This window comes from Streptomyces sp. NPDC042346, from assembly GCF_055581845.1.
Genome location: NZ_JBVJEH010000005.1, coordinates 410804 through 430942 on the forward strand (window position 1 = coordinate 410804; position 20139 = coordinate 430942).

A 20139-nucleotide genomic window follows, 5' to 3' on the forward strand; every position below is an offset into this window, starting at 1 on the left:
CCCATTGTGTGCGCCGAACCGCGCCCACCCGCAAGCGGAGGAACGCCCGTCCACAAGCGGGCGGCCGTCACCGGGTCTAGCGTGGACAGGGTGAGCAGTCGGCTCTCCACCTCAGCGAGCCCCGCGACCCCGACCGGGCTCTTCGTACGCGTCGGCGTCCAGGCCCTGGCAGCGGTGCTCGCCGGGTACGTCGCCATGGGCGTCGTCGCCGGGCTCGGCCTCTGGGCCGCGGGCGCGGCCGACCTGCCCGGCGGCTTCGTCGCCGTCCTCGCCGCGGTCGTCGTCATGGCCGCGGGAGGCAAGGTCGACCTCTCCGGCGACGCCGGCGCCCTCGCGGGAACCCAGGCCGACCTGACCGCGATGCCCCTCACCGTCACCCTGGTGGGCGCACTCGTCACCGGCTACTGCTTCCTCCGCCCCCTGCGCCACCACGCGGTCGCCGGCACGCGCGAACTCCTGCTGCGCGCCGCGACCACCGTCGTCCTCTGGCTGGTCGCCCTCGCGTGCCTCTCCGCCGTCGCCCGGCACGACTTCCCGCTCACGATCGGCGGAGACACCTCGGCGGACACCTCCCAGGACTCCCTCGCGGACCTCTTCGGCGAGCTCGTCGACGCGGTCAACCCCACCGTCGGTTTCCGTACCGACGTCGGCCCCACCCTCTTCTACGGCCTCCTGTGGATCCTCGGCGTCCTCGCCGTCGCCCTCCTGGTCTCCCGCAGGACCCCGCTCCCGCCCCGGCTCGTCCGCTACCACGAGCCCGTCCGGCCCGCCGCCCACGCGATGCTCCTGCTCCTCCTCGCGTACGTGGCCGTGGGCCTGGTCATCGGCATCGTCGTCGCGGCGACCAAGGGCCATGTGGCGGAGACCCTCGCCGTCCTCCTGCTCGGCCTGCCCAACGTGTCCTGGCTCGCGCTCGGCGTGGGCATCGGCGGCTCGTGGGAGGGCAAGGCCGAGGGGCCGTTCGGCCTCCCCATGCCGCAGGTCCTCGACGCCGTCCTCCGCGAGGGCAAGGGCACGGACCTGTCCACGGTCGATCTGTCCTCGCTCGCGGCCGAGGACGCGCGGGCCTGGTGGCTGCTCCCCGTCGCGGCCGTCCTGGTGCTCGGCGCGGCCTTCGCGGCGGCGGTCCGCTCCCCGGCCAGGACACGGCTCTGGCAGCACTCCCTGCACCTCGGCATCGCCTTCGCCCTGACGATGCTGGTCGTCACCCCCCTCACCCTCGTCGAGGCCCGCTTCGGCCTCTCGATCCTCGGCATCGGCGACCTCGACGCCCTGGGCGGGCAGGTGGTGTTGCGCCCGAACGTCTGGCGGACGGTCGGCTTCGCCCTGCTCTGGGGCCTGGTCTTCGGATTCCTCGGCGGCCTCCTCGCCTCCCGCGTCCACCGCAAGGGCGAGGTCGAGCAGGAGAAGACCGGGCCCGTACAGCCGCCAGGGCCCGCACAGAATCCGTGACGTATCCGGCGTTGACCTCTCTCCCGGGCTCGTCGAGCGGGGCCACCGGTCGCAGGCGGTGCAACTGCTGGCCCGCAAGCGGTAGCGTTCACAGCCACTCGTCGATGGCCGCGAACAGCGCCGTGGCCGCGTAACGAACGGAAACTAAAGCTCACGGAAGGCCGGTCGTGCCCAGGCCGGTGGGGCCGGTGGCGGCCGCAGCGCCCGGTGGCGCGAGGTCCCCGTGACGGGTGCCGTGCCCGGGGCGGTCAGGGCCGACCTGAGTTCCGCGACGAACTCCAGGCACGTCCCGTAGCGCTCCTCGGGGGTCTTCGCCAGCGCCCTCGCGAAGACCGCGTCCGCCGCCTCCGGCAGCCCGGGGCGCACTTCGGAGAGTGGCGGCGGCGGATCGTACTGCTGCGCCCACAGCACCGCCCAGTCCGTGTCGCGCCGGAAGGGCGGCGCGCCGACCAGGGTCTCGAACACCACGCACGCCAGGCCGTAGACGTCACACCGGCCGTCCACCGGCTTCCCCGAGATCTGCTCCGGTGCCACGTAGTCCAGCGTGCCGACGAACTCGCCCACCGTCGTGAACCCGGTCAGCGACAGGGACTTCTTCGTCAGCCCGAAGTCGGTGAGGTAGATGTGCTCGGGGTGGTCGTGGTCGGTGCCCTCGGCGACCAGGATGTTGCCGGGCTTCACGTCCCGGTGCACCAGGTCGTGCGCGTGCGCCGCGTCCAGGGCGGAGGCCACCTGTACGGCGATGCGCCCCGCCTTCTCAGGCGGCAGCGGCCCCTCGCGGTCGAGCAGCGCCGCCAGGTCCTGCCCCGCCACGTACTGCATCGCGATGTACAGGACCCCCTCCGTCTCACCTGCGGCGAAGACCGGCACGATGTGGGGGTGGTCGATCGAGGCGGCGACCCGTGACTCGTGCGCGAAGCGTTTGCGGAAGGTGTCGTTGCGCGCCAGCTCGGGCGCGAGGAGCTTCAGGGCCACCGTCCGGTCCAGCCGCAGGTCGAGCGCCCGGTACACGACGGCCATGCCTCCGCGGCCGATCTCGCTCTCCACGCGGTAGCCCGCGATCTCCTTGCCGAGGAGCCCGGAGGGCCGGCCCGCCGGCAGGTCCGTGTCCCGCTCGCCGCCCGCCATCAGTCCTCACCGTCCCCGCCCGGCGGCCGCTCCACGATCTGCGTCGGCGGCGGTCCGGCCACCACCGTCGGATCGACCTGCGGCACCACCTGCGTCGGCTCGTGCACGGGAGGCCCGGCCGGCGCCCGGTCGCCCCTGGCGGCCCCGGCGGACACCGGGACCTGGTCCGGCCCGGGCTGCTGTGGCGCGTCCGGAGGCGGCGCGTCCGGCGGCGGCTCGTCGGACACCGGGGCGCCGACGGCCGCCTGCGCGGCGGCCGACGGGGCCGCGGACGCCGCGTACGTGATCAGCCCGAGGCCGTCGCAGAACACCCAGCGCTCGTGCTCCGCGTCGTACAGCCACACCGACTCGCCGTCGACGACCATCCCCACCCGCAGGCCGCGGGTCCGCAGCCGGAAGGCCTCGCCGTCCAGCCGGCCCGCGCCCAGCTCCTCGGCCGCCCGCCGGTACCGGCCCAGCGCGTCCTCGGCGCGGGCGATCAGGGGCCGCGGATCGGCCGTCCTGGTGAGCGGCCGGCCCGCCGCCGGAGGATCGTCCGGCACCGCCACGAGCAGCCGCGCGTCCACCCAGGCCGACCAGCCGTTGGAGCACAGCACCCGCCCCCAGTCCCCGGCCCGCTCCGTCAGCCGCACCGGCAGGAACGCGTCGAGGGACGCCGTCGGCAGCCCCGGATCCGGGGTCTCCCAGGCGGCGAGACCCTCGCGCGGTACGACGTGGGTGGGCCGGAAGTCCGGCACGTAGTCGGTTACGGGAACGCTCACGGCCCTACCTCCGCATCACGACCGGCTCGTGGCGGCGCAGCAGCCGCGCGACGACGACACCGAGGGCGAGACAGATCACGACCAGCATGCCCATGTCGAACAGCCAGGCGTCCAGCGTGTGGCGCATCAGCGGGTCGTCGGTCTTGTCGGTCGGCGCGGTCTCCCCGATGTCGATCGTCGCGCCCATCGCGGCGAACGCCCAGCGCGAGGGCACCAGCCAGGCCAGCTGCGCCAGGACGGGCGTACCGCGCACCGTGAGCAGCGCGCCGCAGAAGACCACCTGCACGATGGCGAGGAGGACGAGCAGCGGCATCGTCACCTCCTCCTTGCGGACCACGGCCGACACGAGGAGGCCGAGCATCATCGCGGTGAAGGCGAGGAGCGCGACGGCGAGCGTGATCTCGACGAGCGGGGGCAGCAGGACGCCCTTGCCGCCGGGCACGTTCAGCGGGACGCCGATCAGGGCCACCAGGGTCAGGACCACGGCCTGCACGACCGTGATCACGCCGAGGACCACCACCTTGGAGGCGAGGTAGGCCGAGCGGGACAGGCCGACGGCTCTCTCGCGCCGGTAGATCGTGCGCTCCTTGACCAGCTCGCGCACGGCGTTCGCCGCACCCGTGAGGACCCCGCCCACACAGAGGATGAGCAGGACGTTCAGGGTCGATTCCGGGTTGAGCTCGCCCTCGGACAGGGCGCGGGCCATCGCGCCCATCACGAACGGCAGGGCGATCATGATCGCGAGGAACGTGCGGTCGGCGGAGAGGGCGGCGGCGTACCGGCGTACGAGCGTCCGCAGCTGGGAACCCCAGCTCTGCGCCTTCGGCGGCGGAGCCGGCTCCGGTACGGCCCGCACGGCCGCGCCGGAATCGCCGGGGCCGCCGCCGGTCCCGTCGCCCGCACCGCCCTCGCCGCCGGTGGGCAGGAAGGGGCGGGCCGTCGCGTCCACGACGTACCGGCGGTGGAAGCGGGAGGACCGGTACTGTCCGGCCCAGTCGCGGTCCCGGTCGTTCTCGAAGGCCTCGAAGGCCTCCGGCCACTGCGTGTAGCCGAAGAAGTCGAGGGTGTCGGCGGGCGGTCCGTAGTAGGCCACCCGGCCGCCGGGGGCGAGGACGAGCAGCCGGTCGCAGACGTCGAGGCTGAGGACGCTGTGCGTGACGACCACGACCGTGCGCCCGTCGTCCGCGAGCCCGCGCAGCATGTGCATCACGGACCGGTCCATCCCCGGGTCGAGGCCGGAGGTCGGCTCGTCGAGGAAGAGCAGCGACGGCTTGGTGAGCAGTTCGAGGGCGACGCTCACCCGCTTGCGCTGGCCGCCGGAGAGACTGTGGATGGGCTGCTCGGCCCGCTCCACGAGACCGAGCTCGCGGATCACCTCGTCCACCCGGGCCCGGCGCTCGGCCGGCGCCGTGTCCTCGGGGAAACGCAGCTCGGCGGCGTATCCGAGGGCCCGGCGGACGGTGAGCTGGAGGTGCAGGATGTCGTCCTGCGGCACGAGCCCGATGCGCTGGCGCAGCTCGGCGTAGTCCCGGTACAGGTCACGGCCGTCGTAGAGCACGGTGCCGCGGTCGGCGGGGCGCTGGCCGGTCAGCGCGCCCAGGAGCGTCGACTTCCCGGCGCCGGACGGCCCGACGACCGCCAGCAGGCACTTCTGGCCCACCGGGAACGACACCGCGTCGAGGAGCGTCTTGCGGCCGTGGTCGACGGTGACGGCGAGCTCCTGGACGTCGAGGGAGATCTCGCCGGTGTCGGTGAACTCGACGAGCTGCCCGCCGATCAGGCAGAACGCGCAACGGCCGATGCCGACGATGTCCTCCGGCGTCACGCGCGCGTCGACGACGCGCCGGCCGTTGAGGAAGGTGCCGTTGTGGCTGCCGAGGTCGTGGATCCAGTACGTGCCGTCGGGCCGGGCCTGGAGTTCGGCGTGGCGCCGGGAGACGACGAGGTCGTCGACGACGACGTCGTTGTCGGGCGCGCGCCCGATCCGGATGCTGTGGACGGGCAGCGGCCGCACGGACGTCGGCTGCCGGAACGTGCCGGTGGCGGCGGGGTACGAGACGGAGGAGGGGCGGAGCGGCCCGGCGGGGACGGGGGCAGGGGTGGGGGTGGAGGCGGGGGCGGGCGCCGGCGGCTCCGGGAGCGGTGCCGCGGGGGCGGCGGGCGACGGCGCGGCCGGCGGGGGTTCGGCAGCCGGGGGCTCCGGGACCGGCGGTGCGGGCGACGGGGTCGGCGGGGGCTCGGGGGTCGGCGGCGCCGGGGGAGGGGGCGCGGGCGTCGACGGCGCGGAGACCGGCGGCGCGGGTGTCGGAGGGGTGGGCGTCGGGGGCGTGGGCGCGGACGGCTCGGAGGCCGACGGTGCGGGCGCCGGGGGTGCCGGTGGGTGGGCTCGGGGCGGTGTCGCGAGCACGGCGCGCGGGCCGTCTTCCGGATGCCCGAACCGTACGACCGTCCCGGCCCCGACCTCCCGCGCCCCCGCCACTCGCAGCCCGTCCGCGAAGGTTCCGTTCGTGCTGCCCTCGTCCGTCAGGTCCCAGTGGCCGTCGACGGCGCGCAGCAGTGCGTGGTGCCAGGACGCCCGGGCGTCCGAGAGCACGACATCGCTGGTCGGGTCGCGCCCGATGCGATAGACGCGGCTCGGGTTCATGAGCGTCGCGTCCCCGTCGATCTCGAGGACCAAGGCGGGTGCGGCGGGCACGACGGGCCGCTGTCCCATGCGTGAATCCTATCCGCCGACGCCGAACCGTGCCCGGGATGAAGGCGCCGGTAGGGTGGGCGCTTCCGCCGCCGGACGCGGCGCCCGACGAAGGAGGCCCACCCGTGCCGAAAGGTGTCACCAGGCGACGGCCCCGCACGCGCGCGGCGCTTCTGCAGGCCGCCCTGGAGGCCTTCGCCGAGCACGGTTTCCACGCGACGACGATCGAGCGGATCTGCGAGCGCGCGGGCTACACGCGGGGCGCGTACTACTCGAACTTCGCCAGCAAGGAAGAGCTCTTCCTCGCCCTCTTCGACGAGCACAGCGACCGGACCGTGCGACGGCTCGCCGACGCGATCGACGCGCTGACCGCCGAGGAGTACACGCTGGCGCGGCTGGCCGAGGTCGCCTCCCGGATCGAACCGGACGAGCGGGACTGGTACCTGGTCACCACCGAGTTCACCCTGCACGCCATCCGCGACCGGCAGGCCGCCTGGGTGCTCGCCCGCCACGACGAGCGGCTGCGCGCCGAGATCGCGCGCGGCCTCACGCTCGTCCTGCGCCGGGCCGGTCGCGAACTGACCGTCGACGCCGACCGGTTCGCCCGGCTCATCGTCGCCCTGCGCGAGGGCGGTCTCGCCCAGAGCTACGTCGAACCGGCCGCCCTGCCGCCCGGCAGCCTCGAACGCGAGTTCCTCGCACCGCTCCTGGAGGTCTCGACGCGCGAACTCCCCGCCTCCGAAGGTCAGTCGAACAGGTCGGGGTCGGACGCGGTGATCTGATCCCACAGGGGGCGCGCCTGGAACCAGCCCGCGAGGTGGCCGCCGACCTGGCCGCGGGTGAGGAGCGCCGTCTCCCGGTCGATCAGCTGCGGAGTGCCGGCGGCCATGGCGAGGAGCTGCGCCTGGCAGGAGCGCTCCATGGTCACGAACCACCACACGGCCTCCGCGACCGAGTGACCGACCGTCAGGAGCCCGTGGTTCTTGAGGATGACGGCCTTGTGCTTGCCGAGGGCCTTCGCGACCCGCTCGCCCTCCTCGGTCTCGTTCACCACGCCCCGGTAGTCGTCGTAGATCCCGTGGTCCTCGAAGAAGGCGCACGCGTCCTGTGTGATCGGGTCCAAGGGGATGCCGAGGCTGGAGAACGCCTTGCCGTGCAGGGAGTGCGAGTGCGCGGCGGCGACGGCGTCGGGCCGCGCGGCGTGCACGCGCGAGTGGATGACGAACGCGGCCCGGTTCACGGGCCTGCGCCCTTCGAGGACGGTCCCCTCGTGGTCCACGAGGATCAGGTCCGAGGCCTTGATCTGGCTGAAGCTCATGCCGAACGGGTTGACCCAGAAGGCGTTCGGATCTCCGGGATCGCGGACGGTGATGTGCCCGGCGACCCCCTCGGAGAAGCCGAACCTCCCGAAGATCCGGAACCCGGCGGCGAGCTGCTCCTTGCGGTACCGGCGCTCCTCCTCGACGGTGTCGAAGACGGGCGGCAACGGCAGGACGACTCCGTCGGGCAGCGGCCCGACGGCGGCGGCGAGTGCGGGCGGCACGGTGCTCATGGCGGCTCCTCGGTGAGCGGGTGGGGCACGGCGCGCCAAAAGATACAGAGATGTATCCGATACGCCAATGGATCGGATACGGACCCGCTCAGACGACCGGCGCGCCGAAGCGGGCCAGGTAGTGCCACACCTTCTTCACGTCCTGGGGGTCGTGGTCCCCGGAACCGGCCGCGTCCTGCACGATCCGCGGGTCCAGAACTCCGTCGACGGCGATCCGGGCGCCCAGCTCGACGTACTCCGGACCCCGGAACCCGGGGTGGCGGCGCAGCTCCTCGACGGACAGCCTGAACCCGCCGTGCCACTCGACGGCGCACGGCAGTCGCCGGGCCGCCGCCTCGACCTCCGTGCCCCGGTGGCTCGGGTCCAGGACCAGCGCCTCCACGTCGCGCCCGATCACGACGGGCCCGTGGACCTGCGCCTCGACGTAGTCGTCGAGCGGGTCCTTCCCGTCGGCCTGGGCGAGGGTGACGAGGCGCATCCGGGAGGCGACGCCGAAGTCCGTGGGCTCCAGGAAGCTGTCCGGATAGCAGAAGGACGCCCGCTCCACGGCGGACGCCGTCAGCCGCAGATGGGCGGAGCCGAAGCGGGGAGCGGCCCCGAAGGGGCGGCCGCGGAAGTCCAGGGCGCCGTAGACCGGCCGCAGGTGCGCGGGTGCCGCGTCGTACGCCCCGCCGAAGATCCGACTCTCCCAGCGCCACCTGTCCCCGCCGGGCCGGGCGGTGAGGCCGCCGTTGCTCGTGCCGGTCACGAACTGGGAGCGGTAGACCCCGTCGCCGGCGAGCCGGTCGAGGAAGTGCGGGTGGAAGTTGAGCGTGACCCGCAGGGCCGGGTCGAGCGGATCGCCCGTGGAGCGGCCGGCGACATGGGCGAGCGCCCGGCGTGCGGGATCGTGGAGGGGCGGCATCGGGGCAGTCTGCCCGGGCGGCGGGGCTTGCGGCGAGGGGTTTGTGCTGGCTACGGTCGGGGTGGGGATGACAGAAAGCGCTTTCTGAAGGTCGAGGCAGGCCTCGGCATCCCCATCCCTCCGCCGAGCCCTGCTCCACCGAGCCTCACCCCCGGGAGTTCACCGCGTGCCCACCGCCGACGTGCTGATCTACACCCGCACCACCGGGTACCGCCACGACTCGATCCCCGACGGGGCCGCCGCCCTCGCCGGGATCGCCCGCGAGCAGGGGTGGGGAGCCGAGATCACCGAGGATCCGGAGGCCTTCACGCCCGAGCGGCTCGCCCGGTGCGCCGCCGTCGTGCTGCTGTCCACCACCGGCACCGTCCTGACACCCGAGGGGCGCGACGCCTTCGCCGCGTACCTCCGGGGCGGCGGCGCCCTCCTCGCCGTCCACGCCGCGGCCAACGCCGAACCGGACTGGCCCTTCTACGGCGAGCTCCTCGGCACCCGCTTCGACGGCCACCCGGAGATCCAGCCGGGCACCGTCCTCGTGGAGGACCCCGCCCATCCGGCGACGGCTCCGCTCCCGGCCCGCTGGGCCTGGACGGACGAGTGGTACAACTTCACGGCCAACCCGCGCGGGACGGGCGTACGGGTCCTGGCGCGGGCCGACGAGACCTCGTACAGCGGCGGCACCCTCGGCGAGGACCACCCGCTGGTGTGGTGCCGGGAGGTGGACCGGGGGCGCGTCTTCTTCACCGCGCTGGGGCATTCCTCGGAGGCGTACGACGACCCGGCCTTCCGCGCACACCTCACGGGCGCGCTGACCTGGCTGACCGCCTGACCGCCGGACTGCCTGAGCACCGGGCCGCCGGACTGCCTGACTGCCGGGGCGGCGGACTGCCTGACCGCCTGACCGCATGGCCTCCCCCTCCCACCCCCTCCCGGGTGCATCGGTCACCCCACCGCCCCGCCCCTGTTGCGCAGCCGCCTCCGGCGCGGGAGGTTGCCGGTGGGGGCCGATGGCAGGAGGAGAGACGTCATGGGCATCGCCACGGTGAACCCCGCGACGGGCGAGACGCTGCGCACCTACGAGGCCCACGGGCCCGAGGAGGTCGAGCGGCGCATCGCCGCCGCGCACGAGGCGTTCCGCCAGTACCGCACCACGTCCTTCGCCGAGCGCGCCCGCCTGATGCGGGCCGCCGCGACCCTCCTCGACGAGGACGGCGAGGACATCGCCCGGACCATGACGGTCGAGATGGGCAAGCCGATCGCCGCCGCCCGCGCCGAGGCCGCCAAGTGCGCGAAGGCCATGCGCTGGTACGCGAGCAACGCCGAGGCGCTGCTCGCCGACGAGCATCCGGCCGAGAGCGACGTCCAGGACTCCGGCGCCGACCTGGCCCGCGTCCACTACCGGCCCCTCGGCCCGGTCCTCGCCGTCATGCCGTGGAACTTCCCGCTCTGGCAGGTGATCCGCTTCGCCGCGCCCGCGCTCATGGCGGGCAACACGGGTCTCCTCAAGCACGCCTCGAACGTGCCGAGGACCGCCCTCTACCTCGGCGACCTGTTCCGCCGCGCCGGCTACCCGGACGGCTGCTTCCAGACGCTCCTCATCGGCGCCCGGGACGTCGAGGCCGTCCTCCGGGACCCCCGGGTCGTGGCCGCGACCCTCACCGGCAGCGAACCCGCCGGCCGGGCCGTCGCCGCCGTCGCGGGCGACGAGGTCAAGAAGACCGTTCTGGAGCTGGGCGGCAGCGACCCGTTCATCGTCATGCCGTCCGCCGACATCGTGCGGGCGGTGAAGACCGCCGTCACCGCGCGCGTGCAGAACAACGGCCAGTCCTGCATCGCCGCCAAGCGGTTCATCGTCCACCAGGACGTCTACGACGACTTCGCCGAACGCTTCGCCGCCGCCATGAACGCCCTCACCGTGGGCGATCCCCTCGACGAGGCCACCGACGTCGGCCCCCTCGCCACCGAGCAGGGCCGCACCGACCTGGAGGAGCTCGTCGACGACGCCGTGCACCGGGGCGCGGTCGTCCTGTGCGGCGGCGGCCGCCCGGAGGCCGAGGGACTGCGGCGGGGCTGGTACTACCGGCCGACCGTGCTCACCGGGATCACGCCCGCGATGCGGATCCACCAGGAGGAGACGTTCGGTCCCGTCGCCACCGTCTACCCGGTGCGGGACATCGAGGAGGCGGTGACCGTCGCCAACGACTCCCCGTTCGGGCTCAGTTCGAACGTCTGGACCCGCAAGGAGGAGGACGTCGCCTTCTTCGTCCGCGACTTGGAGGCCGGGGGCGTCTTCGTCAACGGCATGACGGCCTCGCACCCCGCCCTCCCCTTCGGCGGCATCAAGCGCTCCGGCTACGGTCGCGAACTCTCCGGCCACGGCATCCGCGAGTTCTGCAACGCGACCACCGTCTGGCAGCGCGCCTGACCGCGTGACGCGGCGCGGGCCGCGACGCCCGTGTGCGAGAGCCCGTCCCAACGCCGCGGATGCCCCGCGCCGGATCGTGCCGCTATGCGAGCAGCACCGCGTTCCAGGCTGCCCAGATCAGGGTCAGTGGGAGGAAGACGGGGAGGAAGACCCCGCCGACGATCCGGAAGGGCGGCTTGCCGTGGCCCTTCCATCGGTAGAACATCGCGGCCGTTCCGAAGAACACCGCGACCAGGACGGAGGCGATGGGGGAGACGGCGAAGGCCACTGCGTCGCCTCCATTGCGGATGAACATGCTGCAGCCGAATACGACGATGCCAAGTCCGATCACGAGGAAGCAGCTCCCCGTGATCAGACGCCCTGCACGCGCCATCGGGGACACCGGCGCCACGGTTTCGGTCGATGCGGAGGAAACGGATTCGGCCGATGCAGCGGGCACGGTCGATGGCCGGGGCGCGCGCGGCGGCATGGGCGTCGATGCGGTGATCGTGGGGGCACCGGCGCGCAGGATGCCCAGGGTGCTGTCAACGGTCGGACGCTCTTCGGGGTTCTTCGCGAGGAGGGCGGTGACGAGGGAGGCGAGGACGGGGTCGGCGCGCTGCATCGGCGGGGGCTCGTGGAGGGCGACCGCGGCCATGGTGGCCGTGGAGGTATCGCGTCGGAACGGGGAGATGCCCTCGACCGCCTCGTAGAGGGTCGCCCCCAGCGAGAACAGGTCGCCGGTGGCCTGGTCCTGGGTGCCCTGGAGACGTTCGGGTGCCATGTACTCGGCGGAGCCGATGACGCCTCCGGTGACGGTGAGTCTGGTGTCGGTCTCGTGGACGGCGATACCGAAGTCGGTGAGCAGTACCTGGCCGTCGTCAGTGAGCATCACGTTGGCCGGTTTGAGGTCGCGGTGCACGATCCCGGCGGCGTGGGCGGCCTTCAGCGCCTTGAGCAGCGCTGCCGCGACGTCGGCCGCGCGCGGGGCGGGCAGCGGCCCGTCCACACGCAGACACTCTTCCAGGGACCGCCCCTCGACCAGGCGCATCACAATCCAGGGAGTACCGTCCTCAACGACCACGTCATGGACGGCGACGACGTGCGGATGATCGCGCAACTTGGCGGCGTTGCGGGCTTCACGCGCGGCCCGCACCACCCGCTCATGATGCGCGGCACCGGAAGTGGAGGCGGCCTGCTGCGGCAGCCGCACCTCTTTGACGGCCACGTCGACGTCCAACATTTCGTCGTACGCCCTCCACACCCGACCGAACCCGCCTGAGCCGAGTTCCTCGACAAGTCGGTACCGTCCGCCGACGACCCGCTCCGGCCCCTCCTGAGATCCCAACGCCCCACCTCTCAGCGAGTTCACCACCCCGGACGGTTCCGACCGGAGCGTACGTGTCGCGTATCAGGCTTTCACAGGCGCGGGTGCTCGACGAGTCCTTTGGGCCCCGAGGGGGACGTCAGGCCCGTGTCCAGGCCAACAGCCGCTCCGCAGGCCAGGTGTTGATCACCCGGTCCTCCGGTACGCCGCACTCCTCGGCCCGTGCGCAGCCGAGGATCTGCCACTCCAGCTGGCCCGGTGCGTGTGCGTCCGTGTCGATCGCGAAGTACGCCCCCGTCTCCACCGCGATCCGCAGCAGCGCGCGCGGCGGATCGAGGCGCTCCGGGCGGCTGTTGATCTCGACCGCCGTCCCGGCCTCGGCGCACGCCGCGAAGACCCGTTCCGCGTCGAACTCCGAAGCGGGGCGCAGTCGTCCGCCCGCCACGAGTCGTCCCGTGCAGTGCCCGAGCACGTCCACGAGCGGGTCGCGGACGGCCCGTTCGAGCCGGCGGGTCATCGTGCGCGCGTCCATCCGCAGCTTCGAGTGCACCGACGCGACCACCACGTCGAGCCGTTCGAGCAGCTCCGGTTCCTGGTCGAGCGAGCCGTCCTCCAGGATGTCGCACTCGATTCCGGTGAGGAGCCGGAAGGGCGCCCATTCCTCGTTCAGCCGCGCCACCACGTCCAGTTGCTCCCGCAGCCGCTCGGGCGACAGGCCCCGCGCGACCGTCAGCCGCGGCGAGTGATCCGTGAGGACCGCCCACGCGTGGCCGAGCCCCGCCGCCGCACGGCCCATGGACTCGATCGTCGCGCCGCCGTCGGACCAGTCGGAGTGGAAGTGGCAGTCGCCGCGCAGGGCCGCCCGCAGCGCCTCACCCGCGCCGTTCGCCGGAGCCGAGGTGCGCAGGCCCTCCTCCAGCTCCGCCTCCAGACCCGCCAGGTACTCCGGCACCCGGCCCTCCAGCGCCTCGCGCACGACCGCCGCCGTCTTGGGCCCCAGCCCCTTCACGGACTCCAGGGTGCCCGCCGCCGCGCGCCGGGCCGCCTCGCCCTCCGGCAGGGCGTCGACGGCCGCGGAGGCCGTGCGGAACGCCCGCGCCCGGTATCCCGGCGCCTGGGCGCGCTCCAGCAGGAACGCGATCCGGTTCAGGGCGGCCACGGGGTCCACGGCGTGCTCCTCACCCACCGCCCGGAGCGGTGGGCGCCGCCACCGGAGCCGGCTCGATCTCGCACCAGACCGCCTTGCCCTCGCCGCGCGGCTCGACCCCCCACCGGGACGCGAGGGCGTCGAGCAGGAGCAGGCCCCGCCCCGAGGTGGCCGCCTCGCCGGGGGTACGCCGCCGGGGCCAGGCGCTCGACCGGTCCTGCACCGAGAGCCGTACCCGCCGCACCGGCTCGGGCAGCACCTCCAGGGTCAGCACCGCGCCGCCCTCGGTGTGCAGCAGGACGTTGACGAGCAGTTCGCCGGTCAACAACTCGGCGTCGTCGGCCAGCTCCGGCAGACCCCAGTCGCGCAGCGCCTGCGTCACCGCCGCCCGCGCGTCCGAAAGCCCCTGCGGATCGGCCTGGTGGATGTACTGGTGGATCCGCGGCGCCCGGGGCGTGCCCGGGTCCGGGCTCCGCCGCAGCACGAGCAGCGCCACGTCGTCGCCGGAGCCCCACCGCTCCCACAGCCGCTCCGAGAGGTGGTCGGCGAGCGCCTCCGCCTGCGGCGGGCCGCTGGCGATCGCCTCGGACAGCGCGTCGAGACCCGTATCGATGTCGGAGCCGGGCTGCTCCACGAGCCCGTCGGTGCAGAGTACGAGCGTCTCCCCGGGCACCAGGTCGAGCCGTGTCTCCGGGAACTCCTCGTCGCCGAACACGGTCGCGAGGCCCAGCGGCAGCCCGCCCCGCAGGTTGGGCTGCCCGACCCGCCCGTCGGTGTGCCGGATCAGCGGTCCGAGATGCCCGGCCCGTACGGCACGCAGGGTGCCGCTCGCCAGGTCCACCTGCGCGTAGGTGCAGGTCGCGAAGCGGTTGGTGTCCAGTTCGGCGAGGAAACGCGACGCCCGGGCGAGCACCGTCGACGGGGCGTGGCCCTCGCCCGCGTACGCCCGCAGCGCGATCCGCAGCTGGCCCATGATGGCGGCCGCGTGCGTGTCGTGCCCCTGCACGTCGCCGACGACGATCCCGACCCGGCCCCGGGGCAGCGGGATCACGTCGTACCAGTCGCCGCCGACCTGCCGTCCGCTCCAGGCCGCGTGGTAGCGCACGGCGATCTCGCCACCGGTGATCGCCGGGATCCGGCGCGGCAGCATCGTCGCCTGGAGCCCCGTCGCGAGCTCCCGCTCCTCGTCGAAGAGGATCGCCCGCTGGAGCGACTGGGCGACGATCGCCGCGAGACCGAGCGCGAGGTTCCGCTCGTCGGCGTTGAAGGACGACCGGCCCCGGTAGAACAGCGCCATCCCGCCCAGCGAGCGGGCCTGCGCCACCAGGGGCAGGTAGCAGGCGGACCGGAACTCCAGACGCGAGAGGTACGGAGCCAGCTCGGGGAAGTCCCGGCCCAGCGACTGGAACGAGGAGACGAAGCGCGGCCGGCCGCTCAGCACCGCCTCGGCCAGCGGCAGCCCCCGGTCGAGCCGCCGGGTGCGGAAGTCGTTCAGCGCGTCGAGGGACTCGCCGCTGAGCGCGATCACGTTCAGCGAACCGTTCTCGACGAGCCCGAGCGCCAGTCCCTCCGCACCGAGCCGGGCGAGCCCGCCGGGCCCCGTCAGGGCGGCCGTCACGTCGTCCACGGTCACCGCGCGCGACAGCGCGTTCGTGGTCCGCTCGACGATGCTGGTCTGCACCTCGCGCCGCTTCTCCAGCTCCTGCACGAAAGCGGAGTGCGTGACCTCGGCGGTCGTGTCCCGCACGACCCCGACGATCCGCTGGGCGCGGCCGTTCGGCTTGCGCAGGATTCGTGCCTGTACGTGCGTCCAGTGGGGTGCACCCTCGTCCTGCGGGATCGGGAAGTGCGCGGTGTACGACACCGAGCCGCTCTTCACCGCAGCCCGCACGATGTCCTCGAGCCGGGTCCGCTCCTCGGGCGCCAGTCGCGCGACAAGGGTCGCCGGGCGCCCGTCGTAGGTGTCCGGGGCCAGCCCGAAGACGAGCAGCCCGGACTCGTCGACATCGATCGTGCCCGTGTCGAGATCCCAGTCGAAGCTGCCGGTCCGGTTCATGGCGAGCCGCTCGGCGGGCCCGATCTCGCCATTGCGCGTACGGCGGTCGTCATCGGTCATCCTCCCCATTGTCGAACCCGCACCCCGCGGACGCCATGGCGGTGACACGGCGTGGCGAAAGTTCGCCTCGACGGCCGGGCGTTCCGGCCCCCGCCACCGGCGGGGCAGAATGGGCCGGTGCAGCCGTCCTACCGTGTTCTCGGTCCTTGCCAGGCGCTCCGTATCGACGACGGTACGGAGGCCGCGTTGAGCGGTGCCAGGCTCCGGGCCCTGCTCACCGCACTCGCCGCCGGTGCTGCCGGTGCCGGAGGAGCCGGAGGACCCGGGGGACCTGGTGGATCCGGGGGACCTGGTGGATCCGGTGGCGCCGGGGGAGTCGGGCGGTCGGTGAGCGCCGACGCGCTGATCGCCCAGGTGTGGGCCGACGACGACCCGGCCGCCGGCCAGGACCGGACGGCCGCGCTCCAGGCCCTCGTGGGCCGCCTGCGCCGGGCCCTCGGCCACGAGGCGATCGTCTCCGCGCCCGGCGGCGGCTACCGGCTGGCCGCCGACCCTGACGCCGTCGACCTGCACCGTTTCGAACGGCTCGCCGCCGAGGGCTCGGCCGCCCTCTCCGCAGGGGACGCCGTACGGGCCGCCGCCCTCCTCGACGAGGCCCTCGGCCTGTGGCGCGGGCCCGCCCTCGCGGACCTCCCCGGCCGGGACACCGACCCCGTCGTCGTACGGCTCGACCAGCGGCACACCCGAGCGCGCCGCGACCGGTTCGCCGCCGACCTGGCCCTGGGGCGGGCCGCGGACGTCCTCGCGCCGCTCGCCGCCCTCGCCGCCGGACACCCGCTCGACGAGCCCGTCCAGGCCCTGCGGATCCGCGCTCTGCGGGCCGCGGGGCGCTCCGCCGAGGCCCTCGCGGCGTACGAGGAGGTCCGCGCGGACCTCGCCGACCGGCTGGGCACGGACCCTGGCCCCGAACTGCGCGCCCTGCACGCCGAACTCCTCGGCACGCCCAGGCCCGCACCGGGTCGTGCGGCGGACCGGAGCGGGCGCCCGCCGGCCCGGCTGACCTCCTTCATCGGCCGGGACGGTGAACTGGGCGCGCTTGCCGCCGGGTGGGCCGACCGGCGGCTCGTCACCCTCACGGGACCCGGCGGCGTCGGCAAGACCCGGCTCGCCCTGGAGGCGGCCGAGACCTTCGAGGGCGGAGCGGTCCACGTCGCCGAACTCGCCTCCGTACGGGAGGAGTCGTCGGTCGCCGCCGCCGTCCTCAGCGCGCTGGGGGCCCGCGAGACCCAGCTCTGGAACGCTCCGGCCGTCGCCGAGGCGGCGGCCGGACCGAGGGGCTCGCTCGCCCACCTCGTCGAGTACTGCGCCGGACGGCGCATGCTCCTCGTCCTCGACAACTGCGAGCACGTGATCGGCGCGGCGGCGGAGCTCGCGCAGACCCTCCTCACGCGGTGCCCCGGCGTGACCGTCCTGGCGACGAGCCGGGAGCCGTTGGGGGTGCCGGGGGAGGTGCTGAGTCCGTTGGGGCCGTTGCCGGTGGAGATGGCGTTGCGGCTGCTCGGCGAGCGGGGTGCGGCGGCGCGGCCGGGGTTCCGGGTCGGGGACGACGCGGGGGCGGCGGAGGAGGTGTGCCGTCGGCTCGACGGGCTGCCGTTGGCGATCGAGCTGGCGGCGGCGCGGCTGCGGATGCTGTCGGTGCGGCAGATCGCGGACCGACTCGACGATCGTTTCCGGTTGTTGACGTCGGGGGCGCGGACCGTGCTGCCGCGTCAGCAGACCTTGCGGGCGGTCGTGGACTGGTCGTGGGAGTTGCTCGACGGGGCGGAGCGGGCGGTGCTGCGGCGGCTCGCGGTGTTCACGGGCGGGTGCGATCTGGCGGCGGCGGAGACGGTCTGCGCCGAAGCGCCGGAGGCCGACGCCCTGGAGGCCCTGGAGGCCCGGGACGTACTGGATGCCCCTGACGTACTGAACGTACTGGACGTCCTCGGTGCTCTTGTCGACAAGTCGCTCGTCGTGGCGGCGCCGGGTCCCGATGGCGACGGGATGCGGTTCCGTCTCCTTGAGACGGTGGCGGAGTACGCGGGGGAGCGGCTGGACGAGGCCGGGGAGCGGGCGGCGACCGAGCGGCGGCACCTCGTGCACTACCGCGAGCTGGCCCGCCGTACCGACCCGCGGCTCCGCGGCTCCGGGCAGGTCGCCGCCATCACCGTCCTGGAGCGCGAACACGGCAACCTCCGGACCGCGCTCCGGACCGCCGTGGCCCTCGGCGACGAGCAGGAGGCGCTCTGCCTCGTCCACTCCCTGAGCTGGTTCTGGCAGCTGCGGAACCACCAGACGGACTCCCGGACATGGGCGGCGGCGGCCGCGCGGCTCGGCCCCGACCCGTTCCAGGAGCCCGTCCGCCCCGCCGAACCGTTCGACGGCCTCTGCGTCGACGTCCCGCCGCCGTGGACCGGCGAGCGTCTCTGGGAGGCCCGCCGCGGAGGACGCCTGTACGCGCTCGCGACCGAGGGCGGCGAGGGCGCCACCGTCCTCGAACGCCCCGAGACCCGCGCCCGGCTCACCGCCCTCGTCGCCGCGTACCGTCCGGGTCTCCCGCAGACCTGCCGCCAGCCGGGGACGATGTGGTTCTTCGCCCGGCTGATGACGGGCGAGCTGACCGGCCTCGACGAGACCCTGGCGCTGACCGTCGAGGCCTGCCGCGCCCACGGGACCGGCTGGGACCTCGGCTTCGCCCTCCTCATGCGGGGAAAGCTCCTCGGCCACGGCCCCGCGGACGCCGACGAGGCACTCGCCCTCTTCGAGGCCGCCGAGGACGCCTGGGGCGTCGCGGAGTCCCTCTCGGCGCGGGGCGAGGCGTACGAGCGCGCCGGGCGGCTCACCGAGGCCGCCGCCGACTTCGAGCGGGCCACCCACGCCGCCGCGTTCGTGGGCGCCCGCTCCCAGGTGCCGCTCGTCACGGCGCGCCTGGCCGCCGTACGCCTCCGGCTCCGCCCGGAAGGGGACGAGGCGGCCGAACGGCTCCTGGCCGAAGCGGCCGACGCGGCGGGCGAGTGGGGAGCCGAGGCCGCCGGCACCGGTCGGCTGCTGCTCGCGCAGCACTACGCCCACACCGGTCGTACGGGCCTGGCCCGCGCGCAGCTCACCCGGCTGGAGGGCGAGTTCGGCGAGAACACCCCGGCGCTCTTCTGGGGCCTCGTCGGAGGGACGTGGGCGTGGCTCGACTGCCTGGACGGCGCCCACGACCGGGCCCTGGAGCGCCTGGCCCGCGCCGTCGCCGACCTGGAGACCCTCGCCCACCTGGTCGCGCCCTACCTCGTCGTCGCCCAGTTCGCGACGGCCGCCTGGGCCCGGGGCGGTCGGGGTGGACGAGGCGACTCGGACGGCTCGGACGGCTCGGACGGCCAGGGCGACGCCGAGATCGGCGCCGCGCTCCTCGGTGCGTACGACACCCACATCAGCCCCGTGACCGGCGGCGGCTTCCGCCCGTTCACCCCGCAGACGGAGGCCTCGATCCGCACCCGCGCAGAGGAGACCCTCCGCGCGCACCTCTCCCCGGCGACGTACACCCGTCACTACGAGACGGGCACGAAGCTCTCCCTCACCGCCGCCGTGACCCTGGTCCGCCACCCGGAGAAGACCCCGGATGCCTGACCGCTGTCCGTACCGCGTGACGTCCCGACGGGGGACCTGGTCCTGATCCCGGCAGGACGGGCCTCCGCTCAGCCCGTCGCGAGGCGCTCCCGGGCCTCGGTGAGGTCCTCGGGGGTCGGGGCGTCGTCCTGGGACAGGCGGCGGCGCCAGTAGCCGGTGAAGTGGACCGCGCGGCGGTCCACGCCGCGCTCCTCCACCAGGTGCCGACGCAGGCCGCGTACCGCCGAGGCCTCGCCCGCGAGCCAGCCGGAGGGACTGCCCGGCGGCAGCGTCCCGGCGCGGACGGCGTCGGCGGGCGGCGCGTCGTGGGGCAGCAGCCGCACGGTGAGGTCCCCGGCCGTCGTCAGGGGCTGTACGTCGGCCGGGTCGTCGACCTGGACGTACGCGAGGGCCCGCCGCCCCGCCGGGAGCGCGGCGACGACCGTGGCGAGGGCGGGCACCGCGCAGGCGTCGGCGTACAGGAGCGTCCAGTCGCCCGCGCCCGGATCGAAGGGCACCGCGAAGGCGGCGGACGGCCCGAACACGCCCAGCGGATCACCGGGCCGCGCGCGCCGCGCCCACCGGGTCGCCGGACCCTCGCCGTCCTCCGCGCCGGCCGCCCCGGCGCCCCCGCCGTGCAGGTGGAAGTCGATGTCGACGGTCTCCGCCACCGGGTCGTGCGCTCGGACGGTGTAGCTCCGCATCCAGGGCCGCTCCGCCTCCGGGAGCGCCGCGTAGGCCGCGTACCACCGCATCACGTCACCGTCCGCTCCGACGGCGGGCAGTACCGGCTCCGTGCCGGGCGTCCGGGGGAAGAACAGCTTCACCTGCTGGTCGGGCCCGGCGAGCGTGAACCCGACCAGCGACGGGCCGCCGAGGGTGACGCGGAGCGTACGCGGGGTGACCGGGCGGGTGGCGGTCACGCGCAGGCGCCGCAGGGGGAAGGGGAAGGCCGGGGGCTGGGACATCGCTGACTCCTCGGGGGGTCGGGTGGGCTCGGCCCACCCTCCCGGGGCACGTCGACACGCCGCCGACACCCCGCCGACACGGGAGGACGTGTCCTGCGGCCCCGCACAGCACCCCGGA

General features: G+C 74.4%; 14 protein-coding genes. 5 read left to right on the forward strand and 9 right to left on the reverse strand.

Annotation, left to right across the window (positions count from 1 at the left end; translation table 11 throughout):
- Positions 1–81: 81 nt before the first annotated feature.
- Positions 82–1452: a streptophobe family protein gene (locus ACZ6K0_RS23325; RefSeq protein WP_376404399.1), complete on the forward strand. Its 1371-nt coding sequence runs from the start codon at positions 82–84 to the stop codon at positions 1450–1452.
- A gap of 144 nt (positions 1453–1596) precedes the next feature.
- Here ACZ6K0_RS23325 and ACZ6K0_RS23330 read toward each other — a convergent pair whose 3' ends face one another.
- From ACZ6K0_RS23330 to ACZ6K0_RS23340, 3 genes are read right to left on the reverse strand one after another with little or no spacing between them, the layout of a single operon-like run.
- Positions 1597–2580, reverse strand: coding sequence for a serine/threonine-protein kinase (locus tag ACZ6K0_RS23330; RefSeq protein WP_469230104.1), 984 nt, complete (start codon positions 2578–2580; stop codon positions 1597–1599).
- A complete protein-coding gene (locus ACZ6K0_RS23335; RefSeq protein ID WP_469230106.1) occupies positions 2580–3341 on the reverse strand; it encodes a hypothetical protein in 762 nt (253 codons plus the stop codon). Before ACZ6K0_RS23335 ends, ACZ6K0_RS23330 begins: the two co-directional genes overlap by 1 nt.
- A 4-nt stretch (positions 3342–3345) precedes the next feature.
- The gene (locus ACZ6K0_RS23340; RefSeq protein ID WP_469230108.1) at positions 3346–6054 is read right to left on the reverse strand and encodes an FHA domain-containing protein; all 2709 of its coding nucleotides are present in this window, start codon (positions 6052–6054) and stop codon (positions 3346–3348) included.
- Positions 6055–6158: 104 nt separating this feature from the next.
- Here ACZ6K0_RS23340 and ACZ6K0_RS23345 point away from each other — a divergent pair, with 104 nt between their 5' ends.
- Positions 6159–6815, forward strand: coding sequence for a TetR/AcrR family transcriptional regulator (locus ACZ6K0_RS23345; protein ID WP_469230109.1), 657 nt, complete (start codon positions 6159–6161; stop codon positions 6813–6815).
- Here the strand turns inward: ACZ6K0_RS23345 and ACZ6K0_RS23350 are convergent.
- The gene (locus ACZ6K0_RS23350) at positions 6779–7585 is read right to left on the reverse strand and encodes a class II aldolase/adducin family protein (RefSeq protein ID WP_469230111.1); all 807 of its coding nucleotides are present in this window, start codon (positions 7583–7585) and stop codon (positions 6779–6781) included. The genes ACZ6K0_RS23345 and ACZ6K0_RS23350 overlap by 37 nt on opposite strands.
- 88 nt (positions 7586–7673) lie before the next feature.
- Entirely contained in the window at positions 7674–8489 is an 816-nt protein-coding gene (locus ACZ6K0_RS23355) for a DUF3626 domain-containing protein (protein ID WP_469230113.1), read from the reverse strand.
- A 166-nt stretch (positions 8490–8655) separates the two neighbouring features.
- Here ACZ6K0_RS23355 and ACZ6K0_RS23360 point away from each other — a divergent pair, with 166 nt between their 5' ends.
- Positions 8656–9315 carry a ThuA domain-containing protein gene (locus tag ACZ6K0_RS23360; RefSeq protein ID WP_376404384.1) on the forward strand — a complete coding sequence of 220 codons (660 nt, stop codon included), beginning with the start codon at positions 8656–8658 and terminating at the stop codon, positions 9313–9315.
- Between the two features lie 198 nt (positions 9316–9513).
- On the forward strand, positions 9514–10911 hold the full coding sequence (locus ACZ6K0_RS23365; protein WP_469230115.1) for an NADP-dependent succinic semialdehyde dehydrogenase: 1398 nt from the start codon (positions 9514–9516) through the stop codon (positions 10909–10911).
- Positions 10912–10993: 82 nt separating this feature from the next.
- On the opposite strand, the gene ACZ6K0_RS23370 is transcribed toward ACZ6K0_RS23365, so the two are convergent.
- The 3 genes from ACZ6K0_RS23370 to ACZ6K0_RS23380 form a co-directional block, all read right to left on the reverse strand.
- A complete protein-coding gene (locus ACZ6K0_RS23370) occupies positions 10994–12265 on the reverse strand; it encodes a serine/threonine-protein kinase (RefSeq protein WP_469230117.1) in 1272 nt (423 codons plus the stop codon).
- Between the two features lie 91 nt (positions 12266–12356).
- Positions 12357–13385 carry a PHP domain-containing protein gene (locus ACZ6K0_RS23375; protein ID WP_469230118.1) on the reverse strand — a complete coding sequence of 343 codons (1029 nt, stop codon included), beginning with the start codon at positions 13383–13385 and terminating at the stop codon, positions 12357–12359.
- 10 nt (positions 13386–13395) lie between these two features.
- A complete protein-coding gene (locus ACZ6K0_RS23380; protein ID WP_376404376.1) occupies positions 13396–15480 on the reverse strand; it encodes a SpoIIE family protein phosphatase in 2085 nt (694 codons plus the stop codon).
- A gap of 117 nt (positions 15481–15597) precedes the next feature.
- Between ACZ6K0_RS23380 and ACZ6K0_RS23385 the strand changes: the two genes are divergently transcribed.
- Positions 15598–19074, forward strand: a complete 3477-nt coding sequence (locus ACZ6K0_RS23385; RefSeq protein WP_469230120.1) for a BTAD domain-containing putative transcriptional regulator — start codon at positions 15598–15600, stop codon at positions 19072–19074.
- 68 nt (positions 19075–19142) lie between these two features.
- Here ACZ6K0_RS23385 and ACZ6K0_RS23390 read toward each other — a convergent pair whose 3' ends face one another.
- Positions 19143–20021: a siderophore-interacting protein gene (locus tag ACZ6K0_RS23390; RefSeq protein ID WP_376404372.1), complete on the reverse strand. Its 879-nt coding sequence runs from the start codon at positions 20019–20021 to the stop codon at positions 19143–19145.
- Positions 20022–20139 lie beyond the last annotated feature (118 nt).

Excerpts from the sequence above, each read along its gene's own strand:
- ACZ6K0_RS23365 (WP_469230115.1), top strand. The coding sequence starts at position 9,514 with ATGGGCATCGCCACGGTGAACCCCGCGACGGGCGAGACGCTGCGCACC.
- ACZ6K0_RS23340 (WP_469230108.1), bottom strand. The coding sequence starts at position 6,054 with ATGGGACAGCGGCCCGTCGTGCCCGCCGCACCCGCCTTGGTCCTCGAG.
- ACZ6K0_RS23350 (WP_469230111.1), bottom strand. The coding sequence starts at position 7,585 with ATGAGCACCGTGCCGCCCGCACTCGCCGCCGCCGTCGGGCCGCTGCCC.
- ACZ6K0_RS23390 (WP_376404372.1), bottom strand. The coding sequence starts at position 20,021 with ATGTCCCAGCCCCCGGCCTTCCCCTTCCCCCTGCGGCGCCTGCGCGTG.
- ACZ6K0_RS23380 (WP_376404376.1), bottom strand. The coding sequence starts at position 15,480 with ATGACCGATGACGACCGCCGTACGCGCAATGGCGAGATCGGGCCCGCC.
- ACZ6K0_RS23330 (WP_469230104.1), bottom strand. The coding sequence starts at position 2,580 with ATGGCGGGCGGCGAGCGGGACACGGACCTGCCGGCGGGCCGGCCCTCC.
- ACZ6K0_RS23355 (WP_469230113.1), bottom strand. The coding sequence starts at position 8,489 with ATGCCGCCCCTCCACGATCCCGCACGCCGGGCGCTCGCCCATGTCGCC.